This window comes from Streptomyces sp. GL_141, assembly GCF_057834385.1.
The window spans coordinates 4,050,491-4,062,934 of the sequence record NZ_CM174402.1 but is presented as its reverse complement, the minus strand read 5'-3'; the positions used below and the strand labels follow the sequence as shown (position 1 = coordinate 4,062,934).

The 12,444-nt window shown below is 71.7% G+C and carries 10 protein-coding genes; 7 read left to right on the top strand and 3 right to left on the bottom strand.

Annotation, left to right across the window (positions count from 1 at the left end; all coding sequences use genetic code 11):
- Positions 1-48: 48 nt before the first annotated feature.
- Complete coding sequence (locus AC3IX6_RS17715) at positions 49-558, bottom strand: AtaL-like protein (RefSeq protein ID WP_489371089.1); 510 nt, start codon at positions 556-558, stop codon at positions 49-51.
- A 225-nt stretch (positions 559-783) separates the two neighbouring features.
- On the opposite strand from AC3IX6_RS17715, the gene AC3IX6_RS17710 reads away from it, so the two are divergent.
- Genes AC3IX6_RS17710 through aroC form a run of 5 tightly spaced genes read left to right on the top strand, consistent with a single transcriptional unit; the run spans position 784 to position 7,346 of the window.
- On the top strand, positions 784-1,485 hold the full coding sequence (locus AC3IX6_RS17710) for an SDR family NAD(P)-dependent oxidoreductase (RefSeq protein WP_489371088.1): 702 nt from the start codon (positions 784-786) through the stop codon (positions 1,483-1,485).
- Positions 1,486-1,538: 53 nt separating this feature from the next.
- Positions 1,539-3,668 (top strand): transketolase, encoded by a 2,130-nt coding sequence (gene tkt, locus AC3IX6_RS17705; protein ID WP_489371087.1) that lies wholly within the window; start codon positions 1,539-1,541, stop codon positions 3,666-3,668.
- Positions 3,665-4,948 (top strand): 3-phosphoshikimate 1-carboxyvinyltransferase, encoded by a 1,284-nt coding sequence (gene aroA / locus AC3IX6_RS17700; protein ID WP_489371086.1) that lies wholly within the window; start codon positions 3,665-3,667, stop codon positions 4,946-4,948. The genes tkt and aroA overlap by 4 nt, the downstream gene beginning before the upstream one ends.
- Before the next feature lie 26 nt (positions 4,949-4,974).
- Complete coding sequence (locus AC3IX6_RS17695) at positions 4,975-6,165, top strand: 3-hydroxybenzoate 6-monooxygenase (RefSeq protein ID WP_489371085.1); 1,191 nt, start codon at positions 4,975-4,977, stop codon at positions 6,163-6,165.
- Entirely contained in the window at positions 6,162-7,346 is a 1,185-nt protein-coding gene (gene aroC, locus AC3IX6_RS17690; RefSeq protein ID WP_489371084.1) for a chorismate synthase, read from the top strand. The genes AC3IX6_RS17695 and aroC overlap by 4 nt, the downstream gene beginning before the upstream one ends.
- 244 nt (positions 7,347-7,590) lie before the next feature.
- On the opposite strand, the gene AC3IX6_RS17685 is transcribed toward aroC, so the two are convergent.
- The gene (locus tag AC3IX6_RS17685; RefSeq protein WP_489371083.1) at positions 7,591-9,081 is read right to left on the bottom strand and encodes an MFS transporter; all 1,491 of its coding nucleotides are present in this window, start codon (positions 9,079-9,081) and stop codon (positions 7,591-7,593) included.
- Positions 9,082-9,201: 120 nt separating this feature from the next.
- Positions 9,202-9,981 (bottom strand): alpha/beta fold hydrolase, encoded by a 780-nt coding sequence (locus tag AC3IX6_RS17680; RefSeq protein WP_489371082.1) that lies wholly within the window; start codon positions 9,979-9,981, stop codon positions 9,202-9,204.
- A 295-nt stretch (positions 9,982-10,276) separates the two neighbouring features.
- Between AC3IX6_RS17680 and AC3IX6_RS17675 the strand changes: the two genes are divergently transcribed.
- Both AC3IX6_RS17675 and AC3IX6_RS17670 read left to right on the top strand, forming a co-directional pair.
- Positions 10,277-11,512 carry an acyltransferase family protein gene (locus AC3IX6_RS17675; protein ID WP_489371081.1) on the top strand — a complete coding sequence of 412 codons (1,236 nt, stop codon included), beginning with the start codon at positions 10,277-10,279 and terminating at the stop codon, positions 11,510-11,512.
- A gap of 25 nt (positions 11,513-11,537) precedes the next feature.
- Positions 11,538-12,392: an NAD(P)H-binding protein gene (locus AC3IX6_RS17670; protein ID WP_489371080.1), complete on the top strand. Its 855-nt coding sequence runs from the start codon at positions 11,538-11,540 to the stop codon at positions 12,390-12,392.
- Positions 12,393-12,444: the final 52 nt, after the last annotated feature.

Genomic DNA, 12,444 nt, shown 5'->3' with positions numbered 1-12,444 from the left:
TGTGGCCCGGGACCGGGCACCGGACCCACGGCAGGGCGCAGCGGCCCCTCACGACCCGTCCGGGTCGGGAGGGGCCGTGTGCGTCGGCGTCGTTCCGGGCTCCGTGGAGACCTGGCGCAGGACGGCCGTCATGGCGTCCAGCGTGCCGTGGAAGTCGCTGTCCAGGTCCCGCAGATACGGGTTCTGCCCCAGGACCGCGGCCGTCCTGCCCTCGGTCAGGGTGATGCTCAGCGTGAGGGTGAGCCGCCCCTCTTCGTCTTCGCCGATCTCGTTGCGTATCTCCGCGATGTCGGTGTGGTCCAGGTGCCGGTAGACGATGCGCCCGGCGCTCTCCTGGGCGGTGACCCGCTGGAGGAAGGTGTCCTGCCCGCGCCGGATCTCCCGGAGGAGGCCGTCCGCGTACCGGTCGTGGATCCGGCATTCCGCGATGGCGGGCACGTAGTCCGTCGGATGCTCCGCCTTGTGCAGCAGGGCCTGCCACAGGTTCTCCCGGGTGGGACCGCCACGACCCTCCTGAGCTGTGTCGACGACCGGACGGGTCCACGAAAGCGTCAGCATTGATCTCCCTTTCGTCCGCTTACCGGCGTGCAGCTTCCGTTGGCCGGACGGCGGTGTCAAAGGGGGTCGGCGCAGTCCGTCAGCTGCCTGAAGGACCTGACGAAGTGCCCGAAGCGCACTGCCCAGCGGGGCCCCGTTCCTTGCAAGGTGGCCGCTGGTCGAATGCGTGCGGCGCGAGTCGGCGCGCTTTCTCGGAGTCCCCTGCGGAGAATCAGGAGAACACTGATGTCTGAACGGTTCGACGGCCGGGTCGTCCTCGTGACCGGAGGTGGCGAAGGCATCGGCCGGGCAGCGGCGGTGGCCTTCGCCCGGCTCGGAGCCCTGGTGGTGGTCGCCGGCCGCCACCCGGAGACGCTCGATGCGACGGTCAAGCTGATCCGCGACGAAGGCGGGCAGGCCGACAGCGTGGTCGCCGAGGTCTCGGATCCCACGGAAGGCGCCGACGTCGGCGCCGCCCACATCGTCTCCGAAACCGTGCGCCGCCACGGAGCACTGCACGTGGCCTTCAACAACACCACGGAGCTGGGCCCGCACCAGAGCGTCGCCGACATCAGCGAGACCGCCTGGGCCCAGAGCCTCACGGCCAACCTGACCGGCGTCTGGCTCTCCATGAAGCACGAGATCGCCCACATGGAGCGGGCCGGCGGCGGGGTCATCGTCAATACGGCGAGCAACATCGGATCCCAGGGCATGCTCCCGGGCCTGGGCGCGTACGCCGCGTCCACGGCGGCCGTCAGCGCCCTCACGCGGACCGCGGCCAAGGAGTACTTCGGCAAGGCCATCCGCATCAACGCCATCAGCCCCTGCCCGCTCGGCCGGGGCGGCAGCGCCGAGGAGATCGCCGACACCGTCGTCTGGCTCGCCTCGGACGCGGCCGCGTACATCGTCGGGCACGACCTCGTACTCGACCGCAAGACCAGCGTGTGACCAGTACCCGGTCGAGCCCCGCGGGCCGGCCGAGCAGAGGAGCCCTGAGCACAGTGACGAGCAGCACCGAGAAGAGATCCCTCCGCACCTTCGAGTGGACCGACCTGGACCGGCGCGCCGTCGACACCGCCCGCGCGCTGGCGATCGATGCGGTCGAGGCCGCGGGCCACGGCCACCCGGGCACCGCGATGAGCCTGGCGCCCGCCGCCTACCTGCTGTTCCAGCGGCTGCTGCGGCACAACCCGGCCGATCCCCAGTGGGCCGGCCGCGACCGCTTCGTCCTGTCCTGCGGGCACTCCAGCCTGACCCTGTACACCCAGCTCTACCTCTCCGGCTACGGCCTGGAGCTCGACGACCTCAAGGCCCTGCGCACCGAGGGCAGCCTGACCCCGGCGCACCCCGAGTACGGCCACACCCCCGGCGTCGAGACCACGACCGGTCCGCTCGGCCAGGGCCTGGGCAACGCGGTCGGGATGGCGATGGCGGCACGCCGCGAACGCGGTCTGTTCGACCCGGACGCCGCCCCGGGCGAGAGCGCCTTCGACCACACCGTCTGGGCCTTCGTCTCCGACGGCGACCTGGAGGAGGGCATCAGCCACGAGGCCGGTTCCCTCGCGGGCCACCAGCGGCTGGGCAACCTGGTCGTGCTCTGGGACGACAACCGCATCTCCATCGAGGACGACACGCAGATCGCGGTCTCCGAGGACGTGCCCGCGCGCTACCGCAGCTACGGCTGGCACGTCCAGCAGGTCGACTGGACCGTGACCGGCTCCTACGTCGAGGACATGGCGGCCCTGCACGACGCCCTGTCGGCCGCCCGCGAGGAGACCGGACGGCCCTCGCTCGTCGCGCTGCGCACCATCATCGGCTGGCCCTCGCCGGGCAAGCAGAACAGCGGAAAGATCCACGGCTCGGCCCTCGGCGCGGCCGAGGCCGCGGCCACCAAGGAGGCCATGGGCCTGGACCCCGAGCGCGCCTTCGAGGTACCGGACGAGGTCCTCGCGCACGCCCGGCAGGTCGGCGAGCGGGCCCGCGCCGACGTGGCGCTCTGGGTGAAGCGGTACGCGGACTGGCGCGCCGGCGCACCCGAGCGGGCGGCCGAGTTCGACCGGATCAGCGTGCGCGACCTGCCCGCGGGGTGGACGGACGCGCTGCCCGCCTTCGAGGCGGGCGGCCAGATCGCCACCCGCAAGGCGTCCGGGGAGGTGCTGAGCGCGCTCGCCGCGACGCTGCCCGAGCTGTGGGGCGGCTCCGCCGACCTCGCCGAGTCCAACCTCACCACCATGAAGGGCGAGCCCTCCTTCGTCCCCGCCGACCGGGCGACCGAGGCCTTCCCCGGCCACGCGTACGGGCGGACCCTGCACTTCGGCATCCGCGAGCACGCGATGGGCGCGATCCTCAACGGCATCGCCCTGCACGGCGGAACCCGCCCCTACGGCGGCACCTTCCTGGTCTTCTCCGACTACATGCGCCCCGCCGTACGCCTCGCCGCCATGATGAAGCTGCCCGTCACCTACGTCTGGACCCACGACTCCATCGGGCTCGGCGAGGACGGCCCCACCCACCAGCCCATCGAGCACCTGTGGGGGCTGCGCGGCATCCCGGGCCTCGACGTCGTACGCCCGGCCGACGCGAACGAGACCGTCGTCGCCTGGCGCACCGTCCTGGAGAACGACGACCGCCCGGCGGGCCTGTGCCTGTCCCGGCAGAACCTGCCGGTCCTCGACCGCTCCGCCGCCTCCGGCGTGAACCCGGCCGAGGGCACCGCACGCGGCGGCTACGTCCTGGCCGAGGCCGGCGGCGGCGCCCCCCAGGTGGTGCTGATCGCCACGGGCAGCGAAGTGCACATCGCGCTGGACGCCCGCGCCGTCCTCGAACGCGAGGGCATCGCCACCCGCGTCGTGTCGATGCCGTGCCTGGAGTGGTTCCAGGAGCAGACCCCCGAGTACCGCGAGCAGGTCCTGCCGAGCGCCGTACGGGCCCGGGTCTCGGTCGAGGCCGGATCCGCACTCGGCTGGTACCAGCTCCTCGGCGACGCCGGAATCCCGGTGGGGCTCGACCAGTTCGGGGCCAGCGCCCCGTACACCGCGCTGTACGAGCGCCACGGCTTCACCGCCGGCAACGTGGCCGCCACCGCCCGGGCCAGCCTGGCCCGCGTCGCGGCCCAGCGGGGTACGCGGTGAGCGAGCCGGTGCTGATCGCCCGGATCCCGGGCTCCAAGAGCATCACCAACCGGGCGCTGCTCCTGGCCGCCGCGGCCGAGGGCGTCTCGCTGCTGCGCGATCCGCTGGTCAGCGAGGACACGCTGGCCTTCCGCGCGGCCCTGGCCGGGCTCGGAGTGCACATCGAGACGGCCGACGACGGCGCCTGGAAGGTGACCGGAACGGGCGGCGCCCCGCGCGGCGGCGGCGCCGTCTGGTGCGAGGACGCGGGCACCGCGGCCCGCTTCCTGCCGCCCTTCGCGGCGGCCGGCCAGGGCGAGTTCGCCTTCGACGGGACCGAGCAGCTGCGGGCCCGGCCGCTGCGGCCGCTGGCCGACGCGCTGGCCGGGCTCGGCGCGGACGCCCGGGTGACCGAGCCGGCCGGCGGACTGCCGCTGACGGTTTCGGCCCGGGGCCTGGACGGCGGCGCGCTGACCGTGGACGCCTCGCTCAGCAGCCAGTACCTCACCGGTCTGCTGATGGCCGGTCCGCTGATGCGGCAACCGCTGGTCGTACGGGGCGCGGGCCTGGTCAGCAAGCCGTACATCACCATGACCCAGGAACTGATGCGGCACTTCGGGGCGTACGTCGACGCGTTCGAGGACGGGACGATCCAGGTGCTGCCCGGCGGCTACCGGGCCGCCGCCCTGGACATCGAGCCGGACGCCTCCACCGCTTCGTACGTCTTCGCCGCGGCCGCCGTCACGGGCCGCAGCATCACCGTGCCGGGTCTCGGTACGGGCAGCGTCCAGGGCGATCTCGGCTTCGTCCGGGTACTGGCCCGGGCCGGCGCCCGCGTGGAGATCACCGACCGGGCGACGACCGTCACCGGTACCGGACAGCTCCGCGGCGGCTTCGACATCGACATGGGCGACATCTCCGACACCTTCATGACACTGGCGGCGGTGGCCCCGCTCGCCGACGCGCCCATCACGGTGCGCGGCATCGGGCACGCGCGGCTCAAGGAGTCCGACCGGATCGCCGCGGTCGAGGAGAACCTGCGGGCCTGCGGGATCCGTACCGAGTCCGGTCCGGACCGGCTCACCGTCCATCCGGGCCGCCCCGCGGCCGCCCGGATCGCCTGCCGCCGCGACCACCGGATCGCGATGGCGTTCTCGGTGCTCGGCCTGCGCGTCCCCGGCATCACGCTGGACGATCCGTCGTGCGTCGGCAAGACCTTCCCCGGCTTCCACGCCGAGCTGGAGCGGCTCTTCCCGGCCCCTACGAGCGGTGCGCGGCGATCGAGCACCGGCAGTCACTGATTCTGGAAAGGAAAGGTGAGACACCCATGGCCGACGTACTCATCGCCGGTGGTGGCATCGGTGGACTCGCTGCGGCACTCGGGCTCGCGCAACGCGGCCACCAGGTCACCGTCCTGGAGCGCCGGGACATCTTCACGGAGGTGGGCGCCGGCATCCAGCTGGGCCCGAACGCCTTCCACGCGCTCGACCTGCTCGGAGTGGGCCGTGAGGTCCGCGAACGCGCCGTCATCATCGACGAACTGCGCTTCATGGACGGCACCACCGGCGAAAAGGTCGCGGCCCTCGCGGTGACGGAGAAGTACCGGGCCCGGTTCGGCAACCCCTACGCGGTGGTGCACCGGGTGGACCTCTACCTGCCGCTCCTGGAGGCCGCCCGCCGTTCCCCCGGCATCGAACTGCTCGGCGGGTGCCACGTCGTCGCGTACGAGCAGTGGGCGGGCGGGGTGACGGCCGTTCTCGCCGATGGCAGGCGGCTCACCGGCGACGCGCTCATCGGCGCCGACGGGCTGCACTCCGCGGTCCGCCGGCAGCTGGTCGGCGACGGGCCCCCGCGCGTCTCCGGCCACACCATCTACCGCTCGGTGATCCCCGTGGAGGAGGTGCCCGAGGAGCTGCGGGAGAACTCCGTGGTCCTGTGGGCGGGCCCGAAGTGGCACCTCGTGTACTACCCGGTCACGGGTGGCAGCCACTTCAATCTGGCCGTGACCCGGGACGACGGCGCCACGGAGGCCGTGGCCGGCGTGCCGGCCGAGCACGCCCACGTGCTGAGCTCCTTCCCCGGACTGTCGGGCCCGGCCCGCCGGGTGCTGGAACTGGGGCGGGACTGGAAGTCCTGGGTGCTGTGCGACCGGGACCCGGTGGACCGCTGGACCGAGGGCCGGGTCGCACTCCTCGGTGACGCCGCGCACCCGATGCTCCAGTACGCGGCGCAGGGTGCGTGCCAGGCCATCGAGGACGCGGTCCTGCTGTCCGTTCTGCTGGACGGCAGCGAGGCCGATTTCGTCCAGCGCCTGGAGAAGTACAACGCGGCGCGCCGCGAGCGTACGGCCCGGGTGCAGCTGGTGGCCCGGGAGATGGGGCGCAGGCTCTACCACGCGGCCGGGGAGGCGCGGGTGGAGCGCAACGCGATGCTGGCCGCGCTGTCCGACGAGGACATGTACGACAAGGCCGCCTGGTTGCACGGCGCCTACGACTTCGCTTGGGGAGACGGAAATTGAGCAGGTTGCGTTGGCTTACGGCCGGGGAATCGCACGGCCCGGCGCTGGTGGCGACGCTGGAGGGTCTTCCCGCCGGCGTCCCGGTCACCACGGAGCTGGTGGCCGAACACCTGGCCCGGCGCCGGCTCGGCTACGGCCGCGGGGCCCGGATGAAGTTCGAGCAGGACGAGATCACCTTCCTCGGCGGTGTCCGCCACGGCCTGTCGCAGGGTTCCCCGGTCGCCGTCATGATCGGCAACACCGAGTGGCCGAAGTGGCAGACGGTGATGTCGGCCGACCCGGTCGACCCCTCGCTGCTCAAGGAGACCGGCCGCAACGCGGCGCTGACCCGGCCCCGGCCCGGCCACGCGGATCTCGCGGGCATGCAGAAGTACGGCTTCTCGGAGGCGCGTCCGATCCTGGAGCGCGCCAGCGCGCGGGAGACCGCCGCCCGGGTGGCCCTCGGCGCGATCGCGCGGTCCTTCATCAAGGAGGTCGCGGGCATCGAGATCGTCTCCCACGTGGTGGAGCTGGCCGCCGCCAAGGCCCCGTACGGCGTCTACCCGACCCCCGCCGACGTGGAGAAGCTCGACGCGGATCCGGTGCGCTGCCTGGACGCGGACGCATCGAAGGCGATGGTCGCGGAGATCGACCAGGCCCACAAGGACGGCGACACGCTGGGCGGCGTCGTCGAGGTACTGGCTTACGGGGTGCCCGTGGGTCTGGGCTCGCACGTGCACTGGGACCGCCGCCTGGACGCGCGCCTCGCGGCTGCCCTGATGGGCATCCAGGCGATCAAGGGCGTGGAGGTCGGCGACGGCTTCGACCTGGCCCGCGTGCCGGGCTCGCGGGCGCACGACGAGATCGTGTCGACGCCGGAGGGCATCCGGCGTACCTCCGGGCGGGCGGGCGGCACCGAGGGCGGTCTGACCACGGGTGAACTGCTGCGCGTGCGCGCCGCGATGAAGCCGATCGCGACCGTGCCGAAGGCCCTCGCCACGGTGGACGTCGCCACCGGCGAGGCCACCGTCGCGCACCACCAGCGTTCCGACGTCTGTGCCGTGCCCGCCGCGGGCATCGTCGCGGAAGCGATGGTGGCTCTGGTGCTGGCCGATGCCGTCGTGGAGAAGTTCGGCGGCGACTCGGTCCCCGAGACCCGCCGCAACGTCCGCTCCTACCTCGACAACCTCCGGATCGGCTGAACCGGGACGGCCACGGGCCGGAACAACGGGCGGTGGGGGCACGGAAATCCGTGCCCCCACCGCCCGTTCCCGTTCGGGCCCGCACACGACCCCTCCCGCACACGACCCCTCCCGCACACGACCCCTCCCGCACACGACCCCTCCCGCACACGGCTCATCCGCACCCCTCCCGCACACGACAGTGGCCGGTGCCTCCCGGGGGAGGACCGGCCAAGTCGGTGGGGTCGGACGGAGCGTCCGGAGGTCAGACGGAGACCGACTGCACGGGGCGCTCGTCCTCGGCGGACCGCACGTCCTGCGGGGACGGGTCCCCGGCCGGCGCGCCCGTCGCATCCGCCCCGGCACGGCGGAAGTTGAGCGCGATGAGGATCGACACGACCATGGCGCCGGCCGCGATCAGGACGGCGGTGCGCAGACCGTCGGTCGTCGCCGCCCGGGTGGCCTCCTCGCCGGTGATCGAGTTGGCGACGGCGACCAGGAGCGCCAGGCCCACGGCGCCGCCGACCTGCTGGCCGGTGGAGACGATGCCGGAGGCGATGCCCTGCTCCATCGGGTCCACGCCGGAGGAGGACGCGGCGAACATGCTCGTGTAGAGCGCGCCCTGGCCGAGGCTGAGCACGATCAGGCCGGGCACCAGGGCTACGTACGACGCCGACGGGTCCATCGCGAGCGCGAGCATCAGGGTGCCCACCGCACCCACGACCAAGGCGCCCAGGATCGTGTTGCGGGTGCCGAAGCGGGTGGCGAGCCGGCCGCCGAGGGTGGAGCCGACCAGTCCCGCGACCATCGGGACCAGGAAGGCCAGACCGGTCTGGAGCGCGCTGTAGCCGTGCACGCCCTGGAAGTAGATGGTCTGGAAGTACAGCAGCGAGCCGAAGGTGGCCATGAACATGAAGGTGATGGCCACGCCCGCGGAGAGGTTGCGGTTGCGGAACAGCCGCAGCGGCAGCAGCGGTTCGGCGCTGCGCGACTCGACCACCAGGAAGACGGCGAGCAGCACCAGGGCGGCCGCGCCCGCACCGAGCACGGGGGCCGAGGCCCAGCCGGACTCCGGTCCCTGGACCAGGGCGAACACCACGAGGGTGGCACCGGCGGTGCCGGTCAGCGCGCCCGGCACGTCGAAGGAGCGGCCGGCGGCGCGCTTGCCGTCCGGGGCGATCAGCACGTAGGCCGAGGCGATGGCGACGACCGCCAGCGGGACGTTGACGTAGAAGACCGACTCCCAGCCGAAGGCCTGGGTCAGTACGCCGCCGAGCAGCGAGCCGAGGACCATGCCGCTGGCGCCGGCGCCCGCCCAGACCGCCAGGGCCCGGTTGCGCTCGCGCCCCTCGCTGAACGAGGTGATGACCAGGGAGAGGGTGGCGGGGAAGAGGAACGCGCCGCCCAGACCCTGCACCGCACGTGCGGCGACCAGGAATTCCGAGGTGGTGGCGAGGCCGCCGAGGAGCGAGCCCGCAGCGTAGAGGGAGAGGCCGAAGACGAACATGCGGCGGCGGCCGAGGAGGTCGGAGGCGCGGCCGCCGAGCAGCAGGAAACCGCCGTAGATCACGGCGTAGGCACTGACGACCCACTGCAGCGTCTGGGCGGAGAAGGAGAGGTTCTCGCCTATTTCGGGCAGCGCGACATAGACGATGTTGTAGTCGAGCGAGGTGATGAGCTGAGCCAGCGCGAGAAGCGCCAGGACGAGGGCGGGACGACGAGATGTCGGTGTTCTGGAATCTGTGCCCGATGACATGGGGGGTCCTTTCGGTTCCCTCGACCGAACGGGCTCTTGGGGCCACGAAAAGGGCGGGGTCGGTCGTGACCGGCCCCGCCCTTTGGTCGAGTGGGAATCATGGGTTCAGGGAGGGGTAATTCAGGACGCGTGGATGAAGTCCTGAACGAGCTTGACGAATTCGACGGGCTTCTCGTACACCACGACGTGGCCGCTCTCCAGCTCGGCGTACGAGCTGTTCTTGATGGCGGCGTGCAGTTCCCGGGAGTGCTCCACGGGGACCGTGGCGTCCAGGGAGCAGCCGATGACCAGCGTCTGCGCCTCGATCTTCGGCAGCAGGTCCCGGATGTCCACGCGCAGGTTCAGGTCGATGTGGCGCAGTGCGCCCTCGCTCGGCTGGTTGCCGGCGATGATGCCCTCGAGCTGCTCCCGGCCGATGCCGTTGAGGAAGGAGCGGCTGAACGCGGTCAGGGTGCCGAAGCGGCCGAACGCGTCCGGCTTGTCCTCCAGCGCACGCCACACGCTCATCAGGTTGCGCAGGTACTCGTCCTCGGGGGCGGCCCAGCCGGCCGTGAGGACCAGGCGCCGGACCAGGTCCGGGCGGGTGGCGGCGACCGTCGCGGAGATGACCGCGCCGAGCGAGAAGCCGACCAGGTCGACCGGGCCGTTGCCGGCCTCCTCGATCACACCGATCACCTGGGCGGCGAGCTGCTCCACGGTCAGCTCGGTGCCGTCGTCCTCGGTGGCACCGCAGCCGGAAAGGTCCGGCAGGAGCACGGTGCGGCTCCCGGCGAACTCGTCGGCGAGGTGGCCCCAGGTTCCCTGGGCGCCGAAGCCGGTGCCGTGGACGAAGAGCAGACCGGTGCCGGACCCGCGGACCTGGTAGTCCACGCGGGCGTCACCTGCGGACACGATGGGCATGTTTCTCCCCTTGATTGCGTCATTGCCGATATCACGATGCGTTCCGCCATCGCCAAGAGATGGGCAACGCCTTCGGAAACCTAAGGGGGGAACGGGGGGTTCGGGAGTTCGGCCCCGGCAATCTGTCAGGTCGGCGCCGGTCGTAACCGGTCGGGACCTCGCGGGAAGCCGCACCGCGGCCGCAGCTGACAGATTACGTCACCGGCCGTGCCGGAGATCCGGTGGAAGCAGTCTAATCAGCGACTGATCGATAAAGGAAACCGCGAAAACTCCCTTTCCAAGGATGGTTAATTTCATGGCTCACGGCCAGATGATCGCGGAAGGACCGGCGGCCGGCACCGTCGAGGCTCCCACCGCGCAGACCGACCGGGGCACGAGCTCCGTCCGGGGTGCGACCCCGGAGCGTGGACAGAGCCGGCTTCCCTCACTGACCGGACTCCGATTCCCCGCCGCGCTGCTGGTGTTCCTCTACCACGCGGCCCTGCCGATCCCCGCCCTGCGGCTGCTCGGGGAAGACGCGGACGTCATGGGCTTCTACAAGTCCGCCGGGCAGATGGGCGGCCTCGGCGTCACCTTCTTCTTCGTGCTCAGCGGCTTCGTCCTGAGCTGGTCCGCCCGGCAGAAGGACACCGCACGGGCGTTCTGGCGCCGCCGGTTCGTGAAGATCTACCCGAACTACGTGGTCGCCTGGGTGCTGGGCATGGTGCTCTTCGCCTCCGCGTACACCCCGGTCGGCACGTCGATCGCCAACCTGCTGATGGTCCAGGTGTGGTCGCCCGACTTCAACACCTACTTCAGCGTCACCCCGCCGAGCTGGTCGCTGGGTGCGGAGGCGGTCTTCTACGCCGCGTTCCCCATGCTGAACAACTTCTTCCGCCGGATCCGCGACAGCCACCTCAAGTACTGGATCGCCGGCACCGTCGCACTGGTCGTCGCCACCCCGATGCTCGCCTACGCGCTGCTGCCGGACGCCCCCGGGATCCCCGGCGGCGAGGCCAGCTCCGTGATCCAGTACTGGGTCACCTACGTGCTGCCGCCCGTCCGCATGGTCGACTTCGCGCTCGGCATGCTCGTCGCGCACGCCGTGCAGCGCGGCCGCTGGAAGAACATCGGCATGATCTGGTCGGGGCTCCTGCTCGTGGGCGGCTACATCCTGACCGCGTACGTCCCCTACCTGTACGGACAGCGTGCCGCCTGCATCGTCCCGGTGATCCTGCTGATCGCCGCCGCGGCCACCGCGGACGTGGAGAACCGGTTCACCCTCTTCAAGAACCGCACCATGCTCTGGCTCGGCGAGATCTCCTTCGCCTTCTACCTGCTGCACTTCGTGGTGCTCGCCTACGGACGCAAGCTGCTCGGCACCGAGACCTACTCGGCGCTCACCACGTCCCTGCTGCTCGCCGCCGCCGCGGGCATCACCGTCGTCCTCTCCTGGGCCCTCTACGCCGGAGTGGAGCGGCCGTTGACCCGCCGTTTCGCCAAGTCGCGGCGTGCGGGCCGGACGGCAGACCGCGTTTCCACCGGTGCCTGAGCACCTTCCGACTCCAAGGAGCAACATGTCCAGCACGCAGATCCTGGTCATCGGCGCCACCGGTCAGGTGGGCCGTGAGGTCCTCTCCCAGCTGATCGGGGCCGGCGTCCCGGTCCGGGCCGGCGCCCGCACCCCCTCGCGGCTGGCCGCCCCGGAGACCGTCGAGGTGGTCGAGGCCGACCTCGGCCGGCCCGAGACGCTGCCCGCCGCGCTCGCGGGCGTGGAGAAGGTCTTCCTGTACGCCGTTCCGCAGGGGGTCTCCGAGTTCCTCGCGGCCGCGCAGCAGGCCGGGGTGAAGCACATCGTCCTGCTGTCCTCCCAGACGGTGACCGAGAGCTTCCCCGGCCAGGAGCCGATCACCGAGATGCACCGCTCGGTGGAGGCGGCGATCGTCGAGTCCGGCATCGCGTACACCTTCCTGCGCCCGCACAACTTCGCCAGCAACATCCTGATGTGGGGCTGGCCCGAGAGCATCCGGGCGGAGCAGAAGGTGCGCTTCCCCTACCCGGAGTCGCACAGCGACGCCATCCACGAGAAGGACATCGCGGCGGTCGCCGTGAAGGCCCTGACCGAGCCGGGACACGAGGGGCAGAGCTACTTCCTCAGCGGTCCCGAGTCGGTGACGCAGCGCCGCCAGCTGGAGATCATCGCCGAGGTCGTCGGCAAGGAGCTGGAGTTCGAGGAGCGCACCGACGAGCAGGCGCGCGAGGACCTCGGCGCGATCGTGCCGGCCTGGGTCGCCGGTGCGGTGTTCGGCTACTGGTCCGCCTCCGACGGCGTGCCGACCCACCTGTCGGACAACGTGGAGAAGATCACCGGCCGGCCGGCGCGGACGTTCGCCGAGTGGGCGGCCGACCACGCGCGGGAGTTCACCGGCTGAGGTGAGCCCGGGCACGGACGGAGGGGGACGGACCGGATGGTCCGTCCCCCTC

Bases quoted from the DNA above. Each gene is read 5' to 3' on its own strand.
- AC3IX6_RS17680 (WP_489371082.1), bottom strand. From the start codon at position 9,981: ATGCCCATCGTGTCCGCAGGTGACGCCCGCGTGGACTACCAGGTCCGC.
- AC3IX6_RS17670 (WP_489371080.1), top strand. From the start codon at position 11,538: ATGTCCAGCACGCAGATCCTGGTCATCGGCGCCACCGGTCAGGTGGGC.
- AC3IX6_RS17685 (WP_489371083.1), bottom strand. From the start codon at position 9,081: ATGTCATCGGGCACAGATTCCAGAACACCGACATCTCGTCGTCCCGCC.
- AC3IX6_RS17710 (WP_489371088.1), top strand. From the start codon at position 784: ATGTCTGAACGGTTCGACGGCCGGGTCGTCCTCGTGACCGGAGGTGGC.
- AC3IX6_RS17675 (WP_489371081.1), top strand. From the start codon at position 10,277: ATGGCTCACGGCCAGATGATCGCGGAAGGACCGGCGGCCGGCACCGTC.
- AC3IX6_RS17715 (WP_489371089.1), bottom strand. From the start codon at position 558: ATGCTGACGCTTTCGTGGACCCGTCCGGTCGTCGACACAGCTCAGGAG.
- AC3IX6_RS17695 (WP_489371085.1), top strand. From the start codon at position 4,975: ATGGCCGACGTACTCATCGCCGGTGGTGGCATCGGTGGACTCGCTGCG.